This is a genomic window from Nocardia sp. NRRL S-836 (assembly GCF_001279525.1).
In the GTDB taxonomy this organism is placed as follows: domain Bacteria; phylum Actinomycetota; class Actinomycetes; order Mycobacteriales; family Pseudonocardiaceae; genus Lentzea.
The window spans coordinates 108,462-130,662 of record NZ_LGDY01000014.1; the positions used below are offsets into that span (position 1 = coordinate 108,462).

The 22,201-nt window shown below is 69.4% G+C and carries 23 protein-coding genes and 1 pseudogene; 9 read left to right on the plus strand and 15 right to left on the minus strand.

All coding sequences use genetic code 11. From position 1 onward, the window contains the following. Window positions 1-28 precede the first annotated feature (28 nt). Window positions 29-310 (plus strand): hypothetical protein, encoded by a 282-nt coding sequence (locus ADL03_RS04560; protein WP_082372885.1) that lies wholly within the window; start codon window positions 29-31, stop codon window positions 308-310. Window positions 311-397: 87 nt separating this feature from the next. Here the strand turns inward: ADL03_RS04560 and ADL03_RS04565 are convergent, their stop codons facing one another. After that, window positions 398-1,117, minus strand: coding sequence for an SDR family oxidoreductase (locus ADL03_RS04565; protein WP_053732096.1), 720 nt, complete (start codon window positions 1,115-1,117; stop codon window positions 398-400). Between ADL03_RS04565 and ADL03_RS04570 the strand changes: the two genes are divergently transcribed. After that, a complete protein-coding gene (locus tag ADL03_RS04570; RefSeq protein WP_231641495.1) occupies window positions 1,116-2,048 on the plus strand; it encodes a LysR family transcriptional regulator in 933 nt (310 codons plus the stop codon). The two genes, ADL03_RS04565 and ADL03_RS04570, sit on opposite strands and share 2 nt — an antisense overlap. Here the strand turns inward: ADL03_RS04570 and ADL03_RS04575 are convergent. From ADL03_RS04575 to ADL03_RS04590, 4 genes are read right to left on the minus strand one after another with little or no spacing between them, the layout of a single operon-like run. Beyond that, window positions 2,041-3,060 (minus strand): copper resistance D family protein, encoded by a 1,020-nt coding sequence (locus tag ADL03_RS04575; protein ID WP_053732097.1) that lies wholly within the window; start codon window positions 3,058-3,060, stop codon window positions 2,041-2,043. The genes ADL03_RS04570 and ADL03_RS04575 overlap by 8 nt on opposite strands. After that, entirely contained in the window at window positions 3,057-3,584 is a 528-nt protein-coding gene (locus ADL03_RS04580) for a copper resistance CopC family protein (protein ID WP_053732098.1), read from the minus strand. Before ADL03_RS04580 ends, ADL03_RS04575 begins: the two co-directional genes overlap by 4 nt. Window positions 3,585-3,591: 7 nt before the next feature. Next, the gene (locus ADL03_RS04585; RefSeq protein WP_053732099.1) at window positions 3,592-4,323 is read right to left on the minus strand and encodes a YcnI family protein; all 732 of its coding nucleotides are present in this window, start codon (window positions 4,321-4,323) and stop codon (window positions 3,592-3,594) included. Between the two features lie 46 nt (window positions 4,324-4,369). Further along, on the minus strand, window positions 4,370-4,885 hold the full coding sequence (locus tag ADL03_RS04590) for a hypothetical protein (RefSeq protein WP_053732100.1): 516 nt from the start codon (window positions 4,883-4,885) through the stop codon (window positions 4,370-4,372). Window positions 4,886-4,943: 58 nt separating this feature from the next. Between ADL03_RS04590 and ADL03_RS04595 the strand changes: the two genes are divergently transcribed. Next, the gene (locus ADL03_RS04595; protein ID WP_231641497.1) at window positions 4,944-6,593 is read left to right on the plus strand and encodes a BCCT family transporter; all 1,650 of its coding nucleotides are present in this window, start codon (window positions 4,944-4,946) and stop codon (window positions 6,591-6,593) included. Here the strand turns inward: ADL03_RS04595 and ADL03_RS04600 are convergent. Continuing rightward, on the minus strand, window positions 6,571-7,005 hold the full coding sequence (locus ADL03_RS04600) for a DUF6474 family protein (RefSeq protein ID WP_053732101.1): 435 nt from the start codon (window positions 7,003-7,005) through the stop codon (window positions 6,571-6,573). The genes ADL03_RS04595 and ADL03_RS04600 overlap by 23 nt on opposite strands. A gap of 112 nt (window positions 7,006-7,117) precedes the next feature. On the opposite strand from ADL03_RS04600, the gene ADL03_RS04605 reads away from it, so the two are divergent. Beyond that, window positions 7,118-8,731 (plus strand): TM0106 family RecB-like putative nuclease, encoded by a 1,614-nt coding sequence (locus tag ADL03_RS04605; protein ID WP_369808931.1) that lies wholly within the window; start codon window positions 7,118-7,120, stop codon window positions 8,729-8,731. On the opposite strand, the gene ADL03_RS04610 is transcribed toward ADL03_RS04605, so the two are convergent. Then, window positions 8,728-9,486 carry an SDR family NAD(P)-dependent oxidoreductase gene (locus ADL03_RS04610; protein WP_053732103.1) on the minus strand — a complete coding sequence of 253 codons (759 nt, stop codon included), beginning with the start codon at window positions 9,484-9,486 and terminating at the stop codon, window positions 8,728-8,730. The genes ADL03_RS04605 and ADL03_RS04610 overlap by 4 nt on opposite strands. 310 nt (window positions 9,487-9,796) lie before the next feature. On the opposite strand from ADL03_RS04610, the gene ADL03_RS04615 reads away from it, so the two are divergent. Both ADL03_RS04615 and ADL03_RS04620 read left to right on the plus strand, forming a co-directional pair. Continuing rightward, the gene (locus tag ADL03_RS04615) at window positions 9,797-11,098 is read left to right on the plus strand and encodes a UDP-glucose/GDP-mannose dehydrogenase family protein (protein WP_053732104.1); all 1,302 of its coding nucleotides are present in this window, start codon (window positions 9,797-9,799) and stop codon (window positions 11,096-11,098) included. A 19-nt stretch (window positions 11,099-11,117) separates the two neighbouring features. Then, window positions 11,118-12,899 (plus strand): gamma-glutamyltransferase family protein, encoded by a 1,782-nt coding sequence (locus tag ADL03_RS04620; RefSeq protein WP_053732105.1) that lies wholly within the window; start codon window positions 11,118-11,120, stop codon window positions 12,897-12,899. Here ADL03_RS04620 and ADL03_RS04625 read toward each other — a convergent pair. From ADL03_RS04625 to ADL03_RS04635, 3 genes are all read right to left on the minus strand, one after another. After that, window positions 12,896-13,123, minus strand: coding sequence for a hypothetical protein (locus ADL03_RS04625; RefSeq protein ID WP_053732106.1), 228 nt, complete (start codon window positions 13,121-13,123; stop codon window positions 12,896-12,898). The genes ADL03_RS04620 and ADL03_RS04625 overlap by 4 nt on opposite strands. Before the next feature lie 98 nt (window positions 13,124-13,221). Then, the gene (locus ADL03_RS04630; protein WP_053732107.1) at window positions 13,222-13,566 is read right to left on the minus strand and encodes a hypothetical protein; all 345 of its coding nucleotides are present in this window, start codon (window positions 13,564-13,566) and stop codon (window positions 13,222-13,224) included. Window positions 13,567-13,711: 145 nt separating this feature from the next. Continuing rightward, window positions 13,712-14,086: a hypothetical protein gene (locus tag ADL03_RS04635; RefSeq protein WP_053732108.1), complete on the minus strand. Its 375-nt coding sequence runs from the start codon at window positions 14,084-14,086 to the stop codon at window positions 13,712-13,714. 350 nt (window positions 14,087-14,436) lie between these two features. On the opposite strand from ADL03_RS04635, the gene ADL03_RS04640 reads away from it, so the two are divergent. Further along, window positions 14,437-17,598 (plus strand): glycosyltransferase, encoded by a 3,162-nt coding sequence (locus tag ADL03_RS04640; protein ID WP_053732109.1) that lies wholly within the window; start codon window positions 14,437-14,439, stop codon window positions 17,596-17,598. Window positions 17,599-17,657: 59 nt separating this feature from the next. Here ADL03_RS04640 and ADL03_RS04645 read toward each other — a convergent pair whose 3' ends face one another. Both ADL03_RS04645 and ADL03_RS04650 read right to left on the minus strand, forming a co-directional pair. Beyond that, window positions 17,658-18,503, minus strand: coding sequence for a class I SAM-dependent methyltransferase (locus tag ADL03_RS04645; protein ID WP_053732110.1), 846 nt, complete (start codon window positions 18,501-18,503; stop codon window positions 17,658-17,660). A gap of 4 nt (window positions 18,504-18,507) precedes the next feature. Beyond that, window positions 18,508-19,665, minus strand: coding sequence for a hypothetical protein (locus ADL03_RS04650; protein ID WP_053732111.1), 1,158 nt, complete (start codon window positions 19,663-19,665; stop codon window positions 18,508-18,510). 148 nt (window positions 19,666-19,813) lie between these two features. On the opposite strand from ADL03_RS04650, the gene ADL03_RS04655 reads away from it, so the two are divergent. Together ADL03_RS04655 and ADL03_RS50665 are read left to right on the plus strand one after the other, a co-directional pair. Next, complete coding sequence (locus tag ADL03_RS04655) at window positions 19,814-20,947, plus strand: acyltransferase (RefSeq protein ID WP_082372878.1); 1,134 nt, start codon at window positions 19,814-19,816, stop codon at window positions 20,945-20,947. 80 nt (window positions 20,948-21,027) lie between these two features. Further along, window positions 21,028-21,106, plus strand: a pseudogene (locus ADL03_RS50665) (peptide-methionine (S)-S-oxide reductase); the annotation flags it as partial. Window positions 21,107-21,123: 17 nt separating this feature from the next. Here the strand turns inward: ADL03_RS50665 and ADL03_RS04660 are convergent. The 3 genes from ADL03_RS04660 to ADL03_RS04670 form a co-directional block, all read right to left on the minus strand. Further along, window positions 21,124-21,384, minus strand: coding sequence for a Txe/YoeB family addiction module toxin (locus ADL03_RS04660; protein WP_053732113.1), 261 nt, complete (start codon window positions 21,382-21,384; stop codon window positions 21,124-21,126). Then, a complete protein-coding gene (locus tag ADL03_RS04665) occupies window positions 21,381-21,632 on the minus strand; it encodes a type II toxin-antitoxin system Phd/YefM family antitoxin (protein ID WP_053732162.1) in 252 nt (83 codons plus the stop codon). Before ADL03_RS04665 ends, ADL03_RS04660 begins: the two co-directional genes overlap by 4 nt. A 79-nt stretch (window positions 21,633-21,711) precedes the next feature. Further along, the gene (locus ADL03_RS04670; protein ID WP_053732114.1) at window positions 21,712-22,200 is read right to left on the minus strand and encodes a hypothetical protein; all 489 of its coding nucleotides are present in this window, start codon (window positions 22,198-22,200) and stop codon (window positions 21,712-21,714) included. Between the last annotated feature and the right edge of the window lies 1 nt (window position 22,201).

A 22,201-nucleotide genomic window follows, 5' to 3' on the forward strand; every position in this document is an offset into this window, starting at 1 on the left:
GGTCGGGGCGAAGGGCGAGGTGCGGCGCGTGATCCTTACTCGGAGGTGGCGGTCCCGCAGGGCGCTGCGGTCCGCGCAGCTGCTCGACGAGGTCGTGGACACCCAGCTGCCGCTGCTGGCGTCGTTCGACGAGGAGCGCAGGCGGCGTTCCGCGGACTACCTCGCGGAGCTCGTCGCACTGGCCCAGGACTACCGCTACTACGCCAACGGCTGGATCGACAGCCGTGAGCTGGACCGCCGCGGCCAGCGGACGATGAACCGGCTGGCTCGGATGCGCGAAGAATCTTCGGCCCGACTGATCACCGATTAGTCCGTTCGTGGGCAGCTCGCCGCGTTGAACGGGCCACTCACCGAGTTCATTCCTCGGTGCCGCGAATGTTTCACGTTGAACAACGCCTCACCACGGCACGGTGCCGTTGCTGTCGAAGAGTCCGCCGGTCGGACCGTCGTCGGGCAGCGTGGCCAGCTCGACCGCGATCTTGGCGCCGTCCGCGGGCGTCTCCCGTCCCTGGAAGTCGTTGAACTCGGTCGCGACGTAACCGGGGCAGGAACCGTTGACCTTGATGCCGGTCAGCTCCTTGGCGTACTGCACGGTGACGGCGTTCAGGAACGTCTTCGACGGCGTGTAGATCCCGTCGACGTCACCGAAGTGCGAATCCGGTGAGGACTGCAGGGTCAGCGACGACAGGTGGCTCGACTGGTTGACGATCCGCGGCCGCGCTGACCGGCCCAGCAGAGGCAGCATCGCGTTGGTGACCCGGACGACGCCGATCACGTTCGTCTCCAGCACCTCCCGCATCGCCTCCGGGGTGACCGCGGAGGGCGCCGTGGGCCACGACCCGGCGATGCCCGCGTTGTTCACCAGCACGTCGAGACGCCCGAACCGCTCCTCGACCAGCGCCGCGGCGGCTGCCACGCTCTCGTCGTCGGACACGTCCAACGGCACGAAGAACGCGTCCGCGCCGTCCGCCCGCAGTTTCTCCACCGCCTCCTCGCCACGACGGGGGTCACGCGCGCCGACCCCCACGGTCATCCCGAGCGCGCCGAGGCCCGCCGCGATCTCGTACCCGATTCCCTTGTTCGCGCCCGTGACCAGCGCGATCGTCTGTTCTGCCATGCACCTGATCCTCGTGCGGGAGCGGCTCAAGACCAACATCACCTCGGTGTGGCAGCGATACCCGGCCGGTATCGATACGGTGGACGTCGTGGAGACCAGGGAGCTCCGGTGCTTCGTAGCGGTCGCGGAAGAGCTGCACTTCGGCCGCGCCGCCGAACGCCTGGGCATCGCCCAGCCGCCGCTGTCCAGGACGATCGCCCAGCTCGAACACCGGCTCGGCGTCGAGCTGCTGACCCGCACCAGCCGCAAGGTGCTGCTCACCGGTGCCGGCGCGACACTGCTGGTCGAGGCCAGGGCGATCCTCGGCGCGGTCGCCGCGGCCGAGCGCCGGACCCGGAGTGCGGGCGTGGACCGGCCGTCGCTCGTGCTGGCCGCGAAGGCCGGCAGCTCCGGCGAGGTGCTGGCGAAGCTGCTCGACGCGTACGCCGCCGAACCCGGTGCCGTCCCCGTCGACGTCCTGCTGTGCGAGTCGAACACCCACGTGCCGCTGCTCGACGGACGGGCCGACGTCGCGCTGCTGCACGAGCCGTACGACCCGACGACCGGCCTCGACGTGGAGGTCCTGCACAGCGAGGGGCAGGTCGCGGTGATGCCCTCGTCGCACCCCCTCGCACAGGCGTCCCGCCTGCGGATGGCGGAGGTCAACGCCCTGGCCGAACGCGTCCGCTGGCCCAGGCCGGACGGGACCTACCCGGACGGTCCCGGCATCGAGGTGCACAACCTGACCCAGCTGTTCCAGATGATCGAGCTCGGCCGGGCCGTCGCCGTGATGCCGGAGGACCTGCGCACGAGACTGGGCGAAGGGCTGGTCGCGATTCCCGTCGTGGACGCGCAGAGGGTGACGACGGTGATCGCGTGGCCACCGCACAGCCGTTCCCGCGCGCTCGCCGACCTGGTCCGCGTCGCGACGGGGTTCGCGCAGGTCAGCTGACCGGCGCGCGGCTCAGCACGACGGCCAGGCCGAACGCCAGGCCCATGACGGCGACCTCCAGGACCGCCCACTGCACGATCGCCGTGACCTGGTGCCGGGCGATCCGCGGCAGCAGCCGCCACCGGATGTGCGCGCCGAGTGCGGCGACGGCCACGGCGCACAGCGTCTTGGCGAGCACCAGCAGCCCGTACCCGGTCGTGACCAGCGACTGCGGGAACGGCACGACCGGGTTGAGCACCAGCTCCAGCAGGCCGTTGAACAGGCCGGTCACCGTGACGACGACCAGGCTGACGGTCGCGATCCTGGAGAACTTCGGCAGCGCGACCGCGAGCAGGCCCTTGCGGTGGGCGACCAGCGCCATCAACGCGCCGAGCCCGCCCGCCCACGCCGCCGCGCCCAGCACGTGCAGCTCCATGGAGACCATCGAGTAGTCGTGGTACTTCCAGTTGGAGGCGTGCCCGGTGACCGGGATCGGCAGCAGGCCGAACATCGAGATGAGGATCCGCAGCTCGGCGGGCACGGACTCGCCGCCGCGCACCGCCATCACGCCGACCAGCAGGTAGCCGAACGCGCAGGCCGCGCTGAACAGCAGACCCTTGCCGGCGCCGACCGTCGCGATGTAGTCGATGGCGTTGCCGATGCTGACGTCGCTGCCCGGCCGCAGCTCGGCGGCCTGCAGGACGATCGCGAGCAGCGCGGTCACCACCCAGACCGCCGCGGCGACGACCGCGGCGGGCCGGGCGAGCCGCATGACCGGCTCGGTGTGCGCGGGACGGTCGAACCCGAGCAGCTTCGGCAGGATCGACAGGCCGACGACCACGGTCGCCGAGACGTCCAGCAGCACACGGGTGACCGGCAGGCCGTACCGGACCGCCGCCCCGGCGTCCACGACTCCGGCGACCACGACCGGTGGCGCCAGCACGAGACCGAGGGCGATGCCCGCGAGCGCGCCGAACACCAGGCCGGCGAGCACGCGGTAGTGGGTGGGGGCGGTGGTCCGGACGTCGCTCATGCCTTCGCGCCCCCACCGCGCAACGCGAGGAACACGCCGCCACCCAGCAGGACCACGGCGCCGGCGATCCACACCCAGAGCGGGATGCCGCCACCGGAGTCGCCGCCGCTGGAGGCGTCGGCGTCGGCCGGTGTGGTGGGCGTGCCCGTGCCGTCCTTGGTCAGCGTGAACGTCAGCTCACCGGACACCGGGTGGCCGTCCGCGGACAGGATCCGGTAGCCGATCTTGTACTGACCGGCCTTTCCGAGCGCGTTCACCTTCGCGGTGACCGCGTTGTCCTTGATCGTCGGGTCGCCCGGGACCTCGTAGTGGCCGCCGTTCGCGTCGACCACGGAGATCGTGTTGATGTCCTTGCCGCCCTGCACGTCCTGGTCGAACGTGAGCGTGACCGCGGCCGGGCCGGCCTCCAGCGAGGCCTTGTCCTTCGGATCGCTGCTGACCAGTGCGTTGTGCGCCGACACGGGCGCGGCCGTGGTGAGCACAGCCGCACCCGCGATCAGGCACGCGATGAGTGCGCGCTTCATCTCCGGGTCACGCCTTCCGACGCGACCGCAGGACGGCGCCGACACCGAAGCCCAGGCCCAGCGCACCGACGGCCAGGCCCGCGCCACCGAGGTAGCGGGCGGTCTGGTCGGCACCACCGGCCGAGGCCTCGTGCGTGTCGGCCGAGTTGGCGGCCGGCGTCGTGCCGTGACCGCCGTGGCCGTCGTCACCGGCCTTCTTCGGGGCGAGCTTCAGCGCGGGCGCCGGGTGCTCCGGCTCCTTGCCGTCGGCGCCGGCGGCCTGGCTCCAGTCCACGACCTCGCCGTTCTCGTAGGTCTGCTTGGTCGGGAGGAGCAGCGTGTCCTTCTCCGGCAGCGTGCCGAGCGCGACGTAGAACTCCTGGTACTCGGTGGTCCCGATCTTCGTGCCGGGCTCGGCGGTCCAGGTGATCGTCTTGTACGCCTCGGTGATCTCCTTGCCGGCCACCGTCACGGGCTTGTCGAGCTTGCCCTTGACGACCTCGGCCTTCCAGCCGGCCAGCGGCTTGGTGCGCACCGAGGTGAGCGGCGTGTCCTGCGGGAGCGTGACCTCGATCTTGATGGTGCCCGCGTTGTCCCGCTCGTTCGGGACGCGGAACGCGAAGGTCGCGCGGCCGCCCTGCGTGAACTCCGCGGGCTGGGCGCTGACGTGCGCGGACGCGACGGCGGGCGTGCCGAGCACGGCGATGCCGGCCACGGCGAAGACGGCGAGCGTGCGCACGCCAAATCGGTTCGTCGACATGAAGTTGTGGCTCCTGATTGCCAAGGGGGTGGGTGTGCGTGGGGTGTCAGGAACCAGCGGGAGGGCCGCGGCGGCCGTGAGCACGACTGCGCTCGGCGGCATGCGCGCGCCGCAGGTAGGGCGTGCTCGTGAACGTCCGCACCGGCGTGAGGACCGGCGACGGCGTGAGCCTGCGGGGGATCAGGCGGGTGACCGCGGCGAACAGCCGGAACAGGGCGTTCTCCGCGTGGAACAGCAGCAGGCCGGTCAGCGTCGCGGCGACGAGGTGCGCCCCGAACATCTGCCAGGACAGCGTGCCGGTGTGCTCGTGGTTGACCCAGGTCAGCAGCAGGTGCTGCGCGAGCTGGGCCGTGGCGAGCCCGGCCATGACCGAGAGCTTCCCGGTCCGCTTGTCCGCGAGTGACGCCGCCGCGAACGCGATCAGCACCACCAGCGGCAGCGCGTGGACGAACTCCGTCAGCTCGCCGCCGCCCAGGCCGTGGGCGGCGATCGTGAGCGCCGAGGAGGTCACCGCGAGCACCGCACCGCGAAGGGTGCGCATCTCACTCGACCGGGTGCTCACGGACCTGAGGGTAATCGGACCGGTTTACCCCGGTCCACGACTGGGTATGCAGGGCCGCATGCACAACCAATGCGACCGGCCGGGCCGCACCGACCGGGTCGTGTTCGGCGTTGCCGCAGGTCTCACGCTCGCGTTCGTGACCTGGGGAATCGTCGGTACCGACTCGCTGGCCTCTGCCTCGAAGACCGCACTCGGCTGGGTCATCCAGAACTTGGGATGGGCCTTCGTGCTCACCGCGTCCGGCTTCGTGCTGTTCGCTCTCTGGCTCGCCTTCAGCCGCTACGGCAAGATCCCGCTCGGTCGTGACGACGAGAAACCCGAGTTCAAGACCGTGTCGTGGGTGGCGATGATGTTCAGCGCCGGCATGGGCATCGGGCTGATGTTCTACGGCGTCAACGAGCCGCTCACGCACTTCGTGAAGCCACCGCCCGGCACCGACGGCGACCCGCTCGAGACCGCGATGGCCACCACGCTCTTCCACTGGACCCTGCACCCGTGGGCGATCTACGCCGTCGTCGGCATCGCGATCGCGTACGGCAGCTTCCGGCGTGGCCGGTCGTCGCTGATCAGTGCCGCTTTCGCCCCGCTGCTCGGCCGCAGGGCCGCGTCCGGGTGGGGCCGCGCGATCGACGTCATGGCGATCTTCGCGACGCTCTTCGGCTCGGCCGCCTCGCTCGGTCTCGGCGCCCTGCAGATCGGCAGCGGGCTGGAGGCGGCCGGCTGGGGCGGCAACATCGGCAAGGGCGTGCTCGTCGCGGTCATCGCCGTGCTGACCGTGGCGTTCGTCGCGTCCGCCGTGTCCGGGGTCGCGAAGGGCATCCAGTGGCTGTCGAACATCAACATGGTGCTGGCCGTGGTGCTGGCGCTGTTCCTGTTCGTGGTCGGCCCGACGGTCTTCATCCTGAACCTGCTGCCGACCGCGCTCGGTGACTACTTCCGAGAGCTCGCCGACATGGCCGGCCGCACCGCCGCCTCCGGTGGCGAGGCGACCGAGACGTGGCTGTCCGGCTGGACGATCTTCTACTGGGCCTGGTGGATCTCCTGGACGCCGTTCGTCGGCACGTTCATCGCGCGCATCTCCCGCGGCCGCACGATCCGGCAGTTCGTCGCCGGCGTGATCCTGGTGCCGTCGGCGGTGTCGCTGGTGTGGTTCGCGATCCTGGGCGGCTCCGCGATCTTCGAGCAGCGGTCCGGTGTGGACCTCGCCGGTCAGTCGACGCCGGAGTCGCAGCTCTTCTCGCTGCTCGACCAGTTCCCGCTGGCGACCGTGTCCGGCGTCGTCGTGATGGTGCTGGTGGCGATCTTCTTCGTGTCCGGCGCGGACGCCGCGTCGATCGTGATGGGAACGCTCTCGCAGCACGGCACGATGCAGCCGGCCAAGTCCGTGGTGGTCTTCTGGGGCGTGCTGACCGGTGCCGTCGCGGCGGTGATGCTGCTGGTCGGCGGCTCGAACGCGCTGACCGGCCTGCAGAACCTCACGATCATCGCGGCGCTGCCGTTCATGGTCGTGATGGTCGGCCTGTGCGTCTCGCTGGCCAAGGATCTGCGGTCGGACCCGATGATCAGGCGGGAGGAACGTGTGGCCGAGGTCATGGAGGAGGTCACCGCGCACCTCGACCCGGGACAGGTGGTCGAGCAGGCGGCGGTCGAGGCCGTGGCCAAGGTGACCGGGCGCACGCCCGACGTCAGCGCACGTTCAGACGCCTGAGCAGTTCCTGTTCCAGCACGTCCAGATCAGTTCCGACGGCCCGGTGCGCGGCTTTGCGCCGGGCCGTCGGCATGCGTTCGGACGCCCGCACGGCGGCGAGCAGCTGGGAGAGCCGCGCCTCGGTCTTCGAAACCCAATCGGAATCCGCCGCCCGCAAGGTCTCCAACGAGTCCGCGAAGCCGACGATCCGCGCGTGCAGCCGGGCGCCGTAGCCGGAGTACCTGCCGATGTCGGCGACGTCGATGCCGAGCCTGCGCGCGCGGTACCGGTCGTACTGCTCGCTCAAAAGCCCAGCTCCGCGGGCGATCACCGGGGCCAGCACCGGAATGAGTGCGGGCGCCACCACCTTCGCGACCCCGACCAGGTTCTTGGCCCTGCCGGGCGTGAAGCCGGCCTTCGCTTTGCGCGCCATTCGGGTGCACCTCCTCCGTCACGTGAAACTTACTGCCCAGGTTGCCGACACATCAGCTCGACTCGCGACATACCCTGCTTCAGTGACTTCCCAGGTGCAGCTAGACGCCGGCGTGGTCACTCGTTGTCGGCGGCGGGTGCACCTCGAAAACGATCCGGAGATGCGCGACGCTCCCAAGGCGGCGCCGGACCCGGCTTCGGAACAACGGAAAGCGGACGCGACGAACCACCGCCGTGCGGTGGCCGACGCGCTCGGCAGGATCGTCGGATCGGACTTCTTCGAGGTGCCGGCCGGACCGGACGTGCGCAGCGCGGACCGGGAACGCGTGACGCTCGCCGCGATGGAGATGGGCGCGCCGTACATCTGGGGTGCCGCGCTGCCGCGTGACCCGCGGGGCGGCCGTCGTGGCGGCATCGACCTGCTGGTGAAGGACGCGACCGGGTACGTGCCGGTGCTCGTCGTGCGGCACAAGATCACCGATCCGGGCCAGGGCGCGCGCACCAGCCCGCTGACCATGCCGTTGCCCGGTGGCAGCCGCACGGACCCGCACCGCAAGGTCCGTCCCCAGCCGCGCGACCAGCTGCGGCTGGCCCACGCGCAACGGCAGCTCCAGGCCGCCGGGTACGCGACGAACAGCCGTGCGACCGGTGGCGTGATCGGCATGGACGCCGACGTGGTGCTGTGGCACGACCTGGAGGCGCCGACGTGGCCGGGTGGCCGCACCGCGCTGGCCGAGTACGACGCGCGGTTCTCCGACCGGCTGGCCGTGGCGCTGGCGGCGGTGAACCAGAACGACCCGCTCGCCAGGCCGTCGCGCATCGTCGACTGCAAGACCTGCCCGTGGTGGCCGACCTGCGACAACGACCTCAAACAGGGCAGGGACGTCTCGCTCGTCGTGCGCGGCGAGGACGCGGTGGCGCTGCGCAGGATCGGTTTGTCCACTGTGGACAAGCTGGCCGAGCTGGACCCGGCCGCGGAAGGTCCGATCCAGCTCGTCGGCATGCCGTTCGGTGACGCCGTGGTGCTCGCGCGGGCGTGGCTGCGCGACCTCACGCTGGTCCGCCGGGTGCCCGAGATGAGCGTGCCGCGCGCGGACGTCGAGGTCGACGTCGACATGGAGAGCTTCGGCGACCTCGGCGCGTACATGTGGGGATGTCTGTTGTCCGGCAAGGACATCGACGAGGAACACGGCTACCGCGCGTTCGTCACGTGGGACGAGCTGCCGTGCGACGACGAGGCGCGGTCGTTCGCCGAGTTCTGGACCTGGTTGACCGGCATCCGCCTGCGCGCCAAGGCACGCGGGCTGTCGTTCCGCGCCTACTGCTACAACGAGCTCGCCGAGAACCGCTGGCTGCTGGGGTCGGCGGAACGGTTCGCGGGCAAGCCCGGCATCCCGACGGTGGCGCAGGTCAAGGAGTTCATCGGCTCCGACTCGTGGGTCGACCTGTTCGGCATCGTCCGCGAGCAGTTCCTGTGCGCGCACGGCAAAGGCCTCAAGATCATCGCTCCGGTGGCCGGGTTCTCCTGGCGCGACCCGGAGGCCGGCGGCGAGAACTCCATGCGCTGGTACCGGTCCGCGGTCGGGATGAACGGCGAGGCCCTCGACGTCGACCAGCGGCGCCGGCTGCTGGAGTACAACGAGGACGACGTCCGGGCCACCCACCGCCTGCGCGAGTGGATGACCTCGGACGCGATGTCCAAGCTGCCGTACGCGGGCGACCTCTAGCGGGGAGCCATCCGGAGAGCGCCGTCCATGCGGATGACCTCGCCGTTCAGGTAGTCGTGCTCGACGAGCGAGATCGCGAGCTGCGCGTACTCCGACGGCTGCGCGAGCCGCTTCGGGAACGGCACACCGGCGGCGAGGCCCGCGCGGAACTCGTCGGAGACGGTCGCGAGCATCGGGGTGTCGACGATGCCGGGCGCGATGGTCAGCACGCGGATGCCGACGGAGGACAGGTCGCGCGCCGCCGGGAGGGTCATGCCGACCACGCCGCCCTTGGAGGAGGCGTAGGCGACCTGGCCGATCTGGCCGTCGAACGCGGCGATCGAGGCGGTGTTGATGATGACGCCGCGGGCGCCGTGCTCCAGCTCCTCCGTCTTGCCCATCGCGGCGGCGGCCAGGCGCAGCACGTTGAACGTGCCGATCAGGTTGACCTCGATGACCTTGCGGTACAGGTCGAGGTCGTGCGGGCCGGTCTTGCCGACGGTCCTGGTCGACGGGCCGATGCCCGCGCAGTTCACCGTGATGCGCAGCGGGGCGCCGGAGCCGGCGGCGGTGTCGACCGCGGCCTGCACCTCTTCACCGGAGGTCACGTCGGCCGCCAGGTAGGTGACGTTCTTGACGGCGTCGGCCTTCTCGATGGCGCCGGGCAGGTCGAGCGCGAACACCTGCGCTCCACGAGCCGCGAGCGCACGTGCGGTCGCGCCGCCGAGACCGGACGCGCCACCGGTGACGATGGCCGCGGTACCCGAGATCTCCATGCCTTCATCCTCCTCGAAGCGAACTGCTCGCGAGGAGGTTAACGGTCGTTACCCGAGAATCAACCTCCGGACCGGCTCAGCGGTCGGTCAAGTGGAGCAGTGCTACCAGCGGCACCGCTGCCAGCACCGCGAGGCCGATGAAGATCATTGCGATCAGCAGTACTCCCATGCCTGAACTTTGCCGTTCGGCGGCGTTCTCACACATCGCCCGCGCCGGTAGACCTCTGGTAGGAGATCTGTCACGGTCAGCTACGACGAAAGTCGTACGGCGTTGGCCCTGCGGCCAACTGGGGATGTCAGGGTCACCCTCATGTTCGCCCGTCGGATCGCGGTCGTCGGCACCGGCTACGTGGGCTTGACCACGGGAGCCTGCCTCGCTTCTCTCGGACACCGCGTCGTGTGCGCGGACGTCGACGCGGTGAAGGTCGCCAGACTGCGTGCCGGTCAGGTCGACATCCTCGAACCGGGACTCGCCGAGCTCGTCGTCGAGGGCCAGGCGGCCGGGCGGCTGGAGTTCGTCGTCGGGGCCGCCCCCGCCGTCGAGGGCGCCGAGGTCGTGTTCTTCTGCCTGCCGACGCCGATGGGCGCCGGTGGTGCGGCCGACCTGAGCGCCGTCGAGTCGGTCGCCACGGAGATCCGCGACGTGCTGCCGTACGGAACGGTCGTGGTCACCAAGTCCACGGTGCCCGTCGGCACGTCAGAACGCGTGCGCGCGTTGCTCGGCCGTGAGGACGTGGCGGTCGTGTCGAACCCCGAGTTCCTGCGGGAAGGCACGGCGGTGAAGGACTTCCTGCACCCGGACCGGATCGTGGTCGGGTCGGACTCGCCGTCGGCGGCCGAGCGGGTGGCGGCGTTGTTCGTCAAGCTGGGCGCGCCGACCGTGCTGATGGACGCCGCCAGCGCCGAGATGGTCAAGTACGCCGCGAACTGCTTCCTGGCGATGAAGCTCTCGTACGTCAACGCGGTCGCCGAGCTGTGCGAACGGCTGGGCGCCGACGTCGAGTCGGTCACCGAGGGCATGGGCCACGACCGGCGGATCGGCCAGTCGTTCCTGCGGCCGGGACCCGGCTGGGGCGGTTCATGCCTGCCCAAGGACACGCACGCGATGGTGCAGATCGCGGAGGCGGCCGGTGTCGACTTCGGACTGATCCGGTCCACGATCGAGGCGAACGTCCGCGCGCAGCTGCGGGTGGTCGAGAAGGTCCGCGCCGCGTGCGGCGGAACTCTGGCCGGTGTGCGGGTCGGGGTGCTCGGGCTCGCGTTCAAGGCCGGCACGAACGACCTGCGCGACTCACCGGCGCTGGCCGTGGCGGAGCAGCTGGTGCTGGAGGGCGCCGAGCTCACCGCGTACGACCCCGAGGTGACCGGACCGATCGCCGGAATGCTCGTGGTCGACGACCCGTACCAGGCCGTGAAGGGCGCCGAGGCGGTCGTGCTGCTGACGGACTGGCCGGTGTTCCGCACGCTCGACTGGGTGCGGGTGTCCGAGCTGATGGACGGCCACACGATCATCGACTCCCGCAACCACCTGGACGCCGACGCGCTGGCCCGTGCCGGACTGCGCCATTCGGGCGTGGGGCGTGCGTCACTCGGCGTCACGCAATTTAGTTAGCGTCGCATACCTTTATGGGGTGTTCACCACGCGCCCCGAACTCGTCGGCACCTTCGGCATGGTCGGCTCGACCCACTGGCTCGCCTCCTCGGCGGCCATGGCCGTGCTGGAGGACGGCGGTAACGCCTTCGACGCCGCCGTCACCGCCGGATTCGTGCTCCAGGTCGTGGAACCGCACCTCAACGGCCCCGGCGGCGAGGTGCCGATCATCTTCGCGAAGGCCGGGTCGGCACCGCGGGTGCTGAGCGGTCAGGGCGTCGCGCCCGCCGGAGCCACGATCGAGCACTACACCGACCTCGGCCTGGACCTCATCCCCGGCAGCGGGCTGCTCGCCGCCACCGTGCCCGGCGCGTGGGACGGGTGGCTCACCCTGCTGCGCGACCACGGCACCAAGTCGTTGCGCGAAGTGCTCGATCGCGCGATCGGCTATGCGCGCGACGGCTTCCCGATCCTCGACCGCGTGGTCGACACCATCGAACGCGTCTCGGACCTGTTCCGCGACCACTGGACGACGTCGGCGGCCCAGTGGATGCCCGGCGGGACGCTGCCGGCCCGTGGCGCACGGTTCCGCAACACCGCGCTCGCCGACACGTGGGAGTGGCTGCTCGCCGCCGGCGAAGCCGCCGGTGCCGACCGCGAGGCCCAGATCGAGGCGGCCCGCAGGGCGTGGTCGCAAGGTTTCGTGGCCGCGCAGATCGACGAGTTCTGCCGGAACGCGTTCCGCGACGACTCCGGGCGTGACCACGCGGGTGTGCTGACCGGAGCGGACATGGCGTCGTGGGAGGCGTCGTACGAGGACGCGCTCACCGCCGATTTCGGTGAGTGGACGCTGGTCAAGGCCGGTGCCTGGACGCAGGGACCCGTTCTGGTGCAACAGCTGCGGCTGCTGGAAGGCCACGACCTGTCCTATGTGGATGGCCGGCCGACCGCGGAGACCGTGCACCTGGCGGTCGAGGCGGCGAAGCTCGCGTTCGCCGACCGCGAAGCCTGGTACGGCGACGTGGACGACGTCCCGCTGGACACGCTGGTTTCCCGCTCCTACGCCGACGAACGCCGTGCGCTGATCGGTGAGAGCGCTTCCTACGAGCTGCGCCCCGGCTCGCCCGACGGCCGCGAACCGTTGCTGCCCCAGCACATCACCGCCGGTCCGGCCACGCTCGTGTCGGACCCGACCGGCGCGATCGGCGAACCGACGGTGGCCCGCTCCGGCGTGACCCGCGGCGACACGGTGCACGTCGACGTCGTGGACCGCTGGGGCAACATGGTGTCCGCGACCCCGTCCGGCGGCTGGCTGCAGTCCTCGCCGACGATCCCGTCGCTCGGGTTCTGCCTGGGCAGCCGCGCCCAGATGTTCTGGCTGGACCGGGGTCTGCCGAACTCGCTCGCTCCCGGCAAGCGCCCGCGCATCACGCTCTCGCCGTCGATGGCCTTGCGGGGCGGACAGGCCGCCCTGGCGTTCGGAACGCCCGGTGGGGACCAGCAAGACCAGTGGCAGCTCGGCTTCTGGCTCGCGCACAGGGCCGGTCTGAACCTGCAGGAGGCGATCGACTCGCCCATGTGGCACTCGAACGCGTTCCCGAGCTCGTTCTACCCGCGGGCCTGGACCCCCGGTGAGCTCGTCATCGAGTCACGCGCCGGCGCGGACGTGCTGGCAGCGTTGCGCGCTCGTGGCCACCAGGTCGTGGACGCCGGCGAGTGGACCCTCGGGCGGATGTCCGCCGTGTCGAGGGACTCCTCGGACGGACTCCTGCGCGCCGGTGCCAATCCTCGTGGCGCGCAGGGGTACGCGGTCGGCCGTTAGCCCTGCACCAGCGCGGTGCCGTTGTGCACGGCCGTCACGTTCGGCGTGAACTCGTGCAGCGCGTCGATGCCCGCCATGCCGCCGAGCTCGCTGATCTCGGCGGCGGGGTCGATCTGGGACAGCTGCGGCAGTGCCGGCAACGAGTCCGCGCTCGCGGTGCCGGCCAGAGCGGCCAGCGCACCGGCCGCGAGGCCGGCGGAAGCGACGATCTTCTTGATGCTCAAGGCGTTTCGCTCCTGGAATAAGGCTTCCCAAGTGGAACGGCGCCCGATTCGAGGGGGAGGGAATCGGGCGCCGCCCCGGCCAGGAAGTACCGGTTGGCTCAGATGTCGACGGAGGCGGCGCCGGTCGGCACGCCCGTCGGCTTGCCCAGGCCGAGCAGCGTCGCGGCCGGCAGACCGTTCCCGCCGGCGTCGACGTTCTGGACGAACGCGACGACGTCGGCCTGCTGGGCGTTGAGCGCCTGGACCTTGCCGTCGACGTCGTTGGTGTTCACGGAGGCGAGGTCGCCGACGGAGGCGACGTCACCGAGCTGCCCACCCAGGTCGGGCGCGGTGGTGGCGTTGGCGCTCGCCGTGTCGGCGTGCGCGATGCCACCCAGGCCGAGCATGACAGTGGCGCTGCCGAGGGCCACGGCGGCCCCCGCGACGGTCTTCCTGAGGTTCATGGGCGCGAAATTGTCGTAAACGACCCCACTACAGCAAGCTGCGTAACTCAGGAGAGGGAAGTTCTTCACCCGTCGGTGGGCTATTCGGTGCAGCGTTCGAAGTCGCCACAATGTGCGGCGACTTCGGGAACGAGCAACAAATACGTCAGGCGATGGCGCCTGGCGGCAGCTTCAGCTTGAACGGCAGCGTCGTCACGACGGCCAGGTCGGAAGCGGTCGCCTTCATCAACGACGGCGCGTTGCGCGCACCGGGCTCCGGCAGGTCGAGCAACCGGTCCACGGCCTCGATCAAGGGCCCCTCGTAGATCCAGACGGCCTGCGCGGGCCTGGCGGAGTCGCGCACCGCGGGCAACCGCCCGGCGCGGGCCTCGGTCTCCGACCAGAAGAGGATGGAGTCGATGAAGCCTCTGCGCTGTTTGAACGCCATGATGCGGTCGAGCTGCCCGGCGTCGTCCCTCAGGTGGAGGAACTGAAACCCGTTCTCGCGCAGCTCGATGACCTTGCTCAGTGCGTGGTCCATGGCGCACCTACCCCTGTGAGGTCCCCTTAGGGCGACCGTTCAGTCATACGACCCGAAAGGATCGTACGGTAAGTCAACGTTCGTCCGTAAGCCGTAGTCCGAACGAGTATCTCAACTGGCGGACGTTTGTGGCTTAGTGTAATCGCCGCCCTTCTCACGACTGGAAACGGCCAGGACGGCCGTCACGGTTCGCGTCAGGAACGCCAATCCACCTGTTGTGACTAACGTCACGGTGATCCACATGTGCGCCTCCGAGTGGTGACTTGCACAAGTAGAAGACGTCTAGCACTCGCCGGAGGTTGTACGTACCCGCCACGCCGCAGGTCGGGCGTCGGGCAGAATCACCGGTCGTGGACTTCGAGTTGGACCGGCGGATTGAGTGGACTGGCGAGCGGTGCGTTCCGTGGACCGAGGACACGCAGGTCGTGTACGAGCACTACCACCGCTACGCGATCGCCAGGGACCTCGTGGCCGGCAAGCGGGTGCTCGACCTCGCCAGCGGTGAGGGCTACGGCTCGGCGATGCTGGCGCAGACCGCGGCCGAGGTCGTGGGCGTCGACATCGACGCACCGTCCGTCGAACACGCGCGGCACAACTACGGCAGCCCCACCCTGAGCTTCGCGGTCGGCTCCATCACCGACCCCACGCTGCTGGCCGACGCGCCCCCGTTCGACGTCATCACCTGCTTCGAGGCCATCGAGCACGTCACCGACCACGCCGGCCTGATGGCCCTGATCCGCGCCCGCCTGGCACCCGGCGGCCTGGTGCTGATGAGCACGCCGGACACCGAGGTCTACAGCCACCAGCACCACAACTGCAACGAGTTCCACCTCAAGGAGCTCACCGAGCAGGAGTTCGCCGGCCTCCTGAGGGCCGACTTCGCGAACGTCGCGATGTTCCACCAGAACGTGGCGGTCGGCTCGGTCATCACCTCGACCAGCCCCGCCAAGGGCACCGTCGCCACCCACACTGCCCGGTCACACGGCGACCAGTGGTCGGTGGAGAACGGCCTGCCGCACACCTACCTGTTCGCGGTCGCCTCCCAGAACAAGCTGCCGCAGCTGCCGGCCGCGGCGGTCATGCTCGACCCCGCCCTCACGCTGGTGCAGCAGAACGTCGCCCAGCTGCGCGGTCTCTACGAGGACAGCCGGTCGGAGGTCGAGCAGCTCAAGGCGACGATCAGCACGCTGGAGAAGTACCGCCAGGAGCAGGAGCGCGAGAAGCTCGCCGCGCTGGAGACCGTGCGGGACTCGCACGTCGAACGCGAGCGGCTCTCCGGCGAGCTCCACCAGGCACGGCGCAACGCCGAGCGGTCGGCGGCCGTCATCGACTGGTTGCAGGACTCCGCCGGCGCGCTCGAACAGCGCGCGGCACGGGCGGAGTCCGAGGTGCAACGGCTCCAGCAGCAGGTGAACGAGCAGAACGCGGCCGTGCAGAAGGCGCTCGGCAAGTACCGCAGCGTCGTGGAGAAGGTGGCACCGCGCGGCAGCACGTTGCGCGACACCTACGAGCGGGCGCTCGGGCGGCAGCCGGGGACCGTGCCGGCCACGCCGGAGGAACCGCGCACGCCCGTCGCCGTCCACACCAGCGACAAGCCGTTGGTCAGCATTGTCATCCCCGTGCACGGCAAGTGGTCCTACACGCGCCAGTGCCTGCTCAGCATCGAGAGCGTGCACTCGACGGTGCCGTTCGAGGTCATCGTGGTCGACGACGCCTCGCCGGACGACAGCGCGGACAAGCTGGCCGCCTGCACCGGCGTCCAGCTGGTGCGCACGCCGCGCAACCTCGGGTTCATCGGCGCCTGCAACCTCGGCGCCGAGAAGGCCCGCTCCGAGCTGTTGCTGTTCCTCAACAACGACACCGAGGTGACGCCCGGCTGGCTGGAGGCGCTGGTCGAGACCGCCAACTCCGACGACCGCATCGGACTGGTCGGCGCCAAGCTGGTCTACCCGGACGGCACGCTCCAGGAGGCCGGCGGCATCATCTGGTCGGACGCGACCGGCTGGAACTACGGGCGCAACGGCGACCCGAACGACCAGGCCGTCAACGTCGTGCGCGACGTCGACTACTGCTCCGGCGCGGCGATCCTGGTGCGCCGCGACCTCTTCGAGCGCATCGGCGGCTTCGACACCCGGTACGCGCCCGCGTACTACGAGGACACGGACCTCGCGTTCGCGATCAGGGCCTCCGGGCACCGCGTGGTCGTGCAGCCCAAGGCCGTGGTCGTGCACCACGAGGGCATCTCGCACGGCAAGGACGTCAGCAGCGGGGTGAAGCGGCACCAGGAGCTCAACCGCACGGTGTTCGCGGAGAAGTGGGCCGACGCGCTCAGCCGCCAGCTGCCGGGGCCGAGCGAGGCCAACCTGTGGCTCGCCCGCCAGCGCGACCCGTTCGACCGCGGCGGTCCGCTGGTGCTGGTCATGGACCACCAGGTGCCGCTGACCAGGATGGACTCCGGGTCCGTGCGGATGCGCGCGATCCTGGAGGAGCTCGTCGGCCTCGGTTGCCGGGTCGTGTTCTTCCCCGCCAACGGTGCCGAGCACCAGCCGGACGCCGACGAGCTGCGCCAGCTCGGCGTCACCGTGCTGACCCAGCACGTGCGGCAGTGGGAGTTCCTGCGCGAGGCGGCCGGCGAGCTGTCGTTCGCGTTGCTGTCCCGGCCGAACGTCGCCTGGATCATGCTCGAAGAGCTGCGCACGCGGGCGCCGCAGTGCGTCATCGCCTACGACACCGTCGACCTGCACTTCCTCCGCCTGGAGCGGCAGGCGGCGCTGGTGGAGCGCGAGGAGGGCCAGGAGGCGGCACTCGGGCTGCGGCGCAAGGCCGACGCCTCACGTGAGCTGGAGCTGGGCCTGGTGCGGGCCACCGACGTGACCTTCGTGGTGTCGGAGGCCGAGCAGGATCTGCTCTGGCAGCTGGTGCCCACCGCCGACGTGCGGGTGCTCTCGAACGTGCACGCCGTCGACTGGACACCGGCCTCTGTGGACGGTCGCACCGACGTCGTGTTCGTGGGCGGGTACGACCACGTGCCGAACCAGGACGCGGCGCAATGGCTCGCCAAGTCCATCATGCCGTTGGTGCGCAAGCAGATCCCGGACGCGGTGGTGCGGCTCGTCGGCTCCAATCCGACGCCGGACGTGCTGGAGCTGCACGACGAGGACGCCGGTGTGGACGTCGTCGGGTTCGTCGACGACCTCGCACCCGTCTACGCGCGGGCACGGATCACCGTGGCACCACTGCGGTACGGCGCCGGCGTGAAGGGCAAGATCGGGCAGAGCGTCAGCGAGGGCATCCCGGTCGTGGCCACAACCCTTGCCCTGGAAGGCATGCACCTCACGCCGGAGCAGGACGTGCTCGTCGGCGACTCCGCGGAGGAGATCGCGAACGGCATCGTGCGGCTGCTGCGCGACGACGACCTCTGGTACCGGCTGTCGCGCTCGGCCAAGGAGAAGATCGCGGCCCAGTTCGGTCCGCAGGTCGCCCGCAGCGTGCTGGAAGGCCTGATGAAGTAACCGGTTGCGCGAAAGGGGCCCCGAGGCAGCTCGCCTCGGGGCCCCTTGTCGTCGTGAGATCAGGAAACGCGTTCGAGCCAGAGGCTGCCGCCGCCGAACGACCGGCGACCCGGCAGTCCGAGCGCGTCCGCGACCAGGTTCGGGAAGCGGTGGTGCGCGTAGGCCGAGCCGTACAGGACGCGGAAGTCCTTGTTGTACATCAGGAACGCCCGCACGAGGTACTGCTCGTTCCAGCTGCGGTTCTCGGTGATCACCCAGTCCCGCGGGTACTCGTTCGGCAGGAAGATGTCGTGGATGTGGATCTTCACGCCCGGCCGCAGGCGTGGGATCACCTCGAAGTACAGGTAGTTCACGTCGCTACCGGTCTTCGCCACGTGCGAGGAGTCGATGAACAGGACATCGCCCTCGCCCAGCTCCTCGAACACGCTGAGCGGCACGTCCTGCACCTTCGCCTGGAGCAGCCGCGAGATGCCGTCGAGGCCGTCGTTGAGGAACGCCCTCGGGTACGGCTCGACGCAGGTGAAGTCGAGCGACCCGTCGAGGAAGCGCCGGTTGACGTCCGCGACCAGCAGCGACGAGAAACCGGAACCGACCTCGATCATCCGCTTCGGCCGCCAGTGCCGCAGCAGCACGAACAGGCTGCGGCAGTCGAGCCAGCTGAACTGCGAGTTCTGCGTGTAGAAGTCGGTGAGCTCCGGCGTCTCCTCCAGCTCCTCCGGGTAGTCGTACGACCCGAAGTACTTGGGGAAGAGCTCGGTCAGCACGTGCTCGTGCATCTCGTCGTTGAAGTCGATGCCCAGCACCTCCGGCTGAGCCGGCCACAGGCGGTGTGCCTGCATGGCGACTTCGGCGGGATCGGTGACGGGGGAGTAGAAGTGCCCGTTGGGGTGCGACGCGTTGATCACCGGGTCACCTGGCCGTCGGGGGTGCGAACTCGAGCTGGTTCTTCAGGATTTCCTTGAACTGCTTCTCCGCACCGTCGCCGGTGTCCGAGGTGAACACCTCGACGACGATCATCTTGTTGTAGTAGACGTACGCCGCGCGGAAGACCTTCTTGCCGGTGTCCGCCAGCACCTTGACGCCCTTGTAGGAGAGGTCCTTGTTCTCCTTGAGCGCGGTCATGTCCTGGTAGTACGCGGTGGCGACCTTGCCGGCGGCCGTCTGGTCGCTCACCGTCATCGCCATGATGCTGATGGTGTTCTTGCCGTCGACCGACGTGGACAGCGTCGCCTCGGTCATCGCACCCGCGGTCAGCGCCTCGGTCGTCTTGCCGACCATCAGCTTCTGGGCGGCCATCTTCGCGAGGTCGAACTGGCCACCGCCGGGACGCTCGGTGCCGGGCAGCGGGCCGTAGATCGAGTCGGCGGAGGCGCCGGCGTCCGGCTTCTGCGACGGCGGGTCCTGGAGGGGCTTCGTCGTCGGCGTGGCCGGCGTGGAGATCTGCTCGGGCGGCGGCTGCGCCTCGTCGTTCTTCTTGCCGGTGAAGAAGAAGAAGCCCGCGACGCCGAGGCCCACGACGAGCAGCAGGACGATCACGATGCCCGCGATCTTCTTGCCCTTGCCTGACGACTCAGCGGCCGAGTCGAAGACCTCGGGGCCCTGGTTCCACGACGGCGCCGAGTACGACTCCTGGTCGGTCACCCACGGCGGGGGCGCGGCGTTGCTCGGTCCGCTCTGCTGCCAGCCGGCGGCCTGCGGGAACTGGCCACCGCCGTAGTTCGGCTGCGGGAACCCGCCACTGCCGGGCACGACCTGGGTCGCGTCCGGGTTCGGTTGGGCGGGACCGCCACCGTTGACGGACACGACCTGCGTCTTGTCCGCGTTCTGCTGGGGCTGGGCCTGGACCGGCGGCTGCACCGGCGCGATGTACTGCGTCTTCTCCGGCTCCGGCGGCGGCACTGCCTGCCAGCGGACCGGCGGGGGGAACGAGCCACCGGCGGGTGCGGCCGGGCCGCCACCGGTGTTGCCCGCCAATATCGCGTCGCGGCGCTGGCGGTACTCATCAGCGGACACGCGCCCGCTCGCCAACTCAGCGTCGAGCTTCTGCAGCTCGTCCTGCCAACTCACAGTAGCCCCCTGCTGACGCGTTCATCATGAAACCGCGTCATTGTCGCACCTGCTAACGAGAGACTTTGGGCTGAGGGTAGTTGTTCCTCACGAATCGATCCTGATCGACCACCGATGCAGTTATCGTCTCGTAGCGATTGGGGGGCGTATGGCTGTTTCAGATGCACCGACTGGCGGACTGGCGTCGGCCGGGCGCCCTGCGCGTGCCTTCACCCAGGGCTTCACGTGGGTCCGCTTGATCGCCGCGTTGTGGGTCGTTTTCTGCCACAGCGCGCCGCTGTCGGGTGAGTCGATCATGTATCCGGGCTGGAGCTTCGTTCCCGCGCACATGGGCCTGACCGCGTTCTTCGTGCTCAGCGGCTATCAAATCGCGGGTTCGTGGACGAGCGACCCGTCGATCGGGCGATTCGCGTTCAAACGGCTGTTGCGCATCCTGCCGCCGCTGATCGTCATGTCGATGATCGCCGCACTGGTGGTCGGGCCGCTGGTCACCACCTGGCCACTCGGCTACTACTTCAACGCGTCGCAGACTTGGGGTTATGTCCTCAACAACGCGACGGTGATGAACCTGCAGCACCTGCTGCCCGGCGTTTTCGATCACAACCCGTATCCGTGGTCCGTGAACGGTTCCATCTGGACACTGCCGATCGAGCTGGTCGGTTACGTGATCGTGTTGATTCTCGGCGTCACATCGGTGATCAAACGTTGGCCGTTCGTGACGGTGCTGTTGCTGATCGTCGTGGTGGCCGTCGACCGCAGGGTCAACGCCCTCCCGGACTCGGACAGCCCCTCGTGGCTGCAGCTGAACCTCGGCAGCTCCGCCCAGTTCCTGGTGGCGTTCGTGATCGGCGTGGTCCTCTACGCCTACCGGGGCAGGATCCCGCTGTCGCCGACCGCCGCGGTGGCCGCGTTCCTGCTCCAGCTCGCGATCAACGACACCCAGATCGGCGCCTTCCTGACGACCGTCACCATCGCCTACGCCGCCCTCGTGCTGGCCGTGCGGTGGCCGCGCCGCCTCGCGGTGCGGAACAAGGACTGGATCAGCTGCTCCTACGGCGTCTACCTGTACGGCTTCCTGATCCAGCAGGTGCTCGCGTACCTGGGCATCGTCGACAAGTGGGCGATGGCGTTCCTCGCGATGCCCCTGGCCTACGCCATCGGGCTGGCCTCGTGGCACCTGGTGGAGAAGCCGACCATGCGCCTGCGCTCGGTGGTGCGCAAACCCGCCACCCCCAGGCCGGTTCCGGTACCCGTCGTGCGTGAAGTCGTGCAGGCCACCTAGGTCGGGTTCGTCCCATGGCGTTTTTCGGTCGACGAAGACCTAGCTGCTCACAGCATCACCCGGCCGCCCCTTCTGGCAAACCTGGCGTCTACATCACCATCGCCGGGTACGCCGGCGGCCACACCCCGAACCCCCACCTACGAAGAGGTCTGCGCGGGCGCGTCACGGCTTCCACGCTACTTGCCGTAGTGGTACCGACAAGCAGCGATCCTGATCTCGTCATCCGCGATCTTGTAGACCAGTCGGTGCTCATCGGTGATGCGGCGTGACCAGTAGCCCTGGAAGCCGTGCTTGAGGGGCTCAGGCTTTCCGATGCCCTCGTTGCCGTTCCGCTGGATGTCCTTGATCAGTTCGTTGATCCTCTTCAGGACCTTGCGGTCCTCGGTCTGCCACCACAGGTAGTCAGCCCAGGGGAGTTCGTCCCAAATCAGCTTCATTCAACGAGTTCGTGCTGTGATCCGCCGCCGGACTCCAGTCGCTCGATGGACGTGATCAGGCGCCGTGCGTTCTCCGGACTGCGAAGGAGGTAAGCGGTCTCCTTGAGCGACTGGTAGTCGTCAAGTGACACGATCACGACCGGCTCATGCCCAGCACGGGTGATGACGACCTCTTCCCGATCGTTCACCACGGAGTCGAGCGTCTCGGCGTACCTCGCACGAGACTCGGAGTAGCTCATGGTCTTCACTAGCACCCTCCCTTCGACGTACAAGATACTGTACGTCGCTGCGTAGCGGTCGGCAAGGGTGGGCGCTGCTCGGTCGGTCTCACGACCTGGCCTCAGGCGTCGCTTTCGGGAGCCTAGCGAGGTTGTTCAGCAGAAAATGATCCCGCACGGCCGTGTGGTCGTGGTCGTCGTAGTGGGCCGCGGCCGTGGGGTCGTCGTGGTGGGCGCGGGCGGTTTCGCCGTTGTCGTGGTTGTCGTCGTCGTGCTGCCGGCCTGAGTCGTCGTGGTCGTAGTCGTTGTCTTTGAAGAAGAAGACGACGCGGATGACGACGAGGACGAGGATGAGGACGCCGATGACACTGTCTGTGATGGTGTCTCGGTCTGCGTCGGCACGAGCGACGGCGTGTTGATCAACGAAACGCGGACCGGTGTGCCGTCCGGTGAGCGCTCCGCCTCGCCTGCGGCGAAGGACCCGAGAAGTGGTCCGAGCACCGAAAACGCCGCCACGGCGGCGCCGATGAGCGCACCGGTTGCAAGCCTCCCCGGCCCGCTCATCGCCGCCAACACTGGGATTGCCTATCGGGTCCACC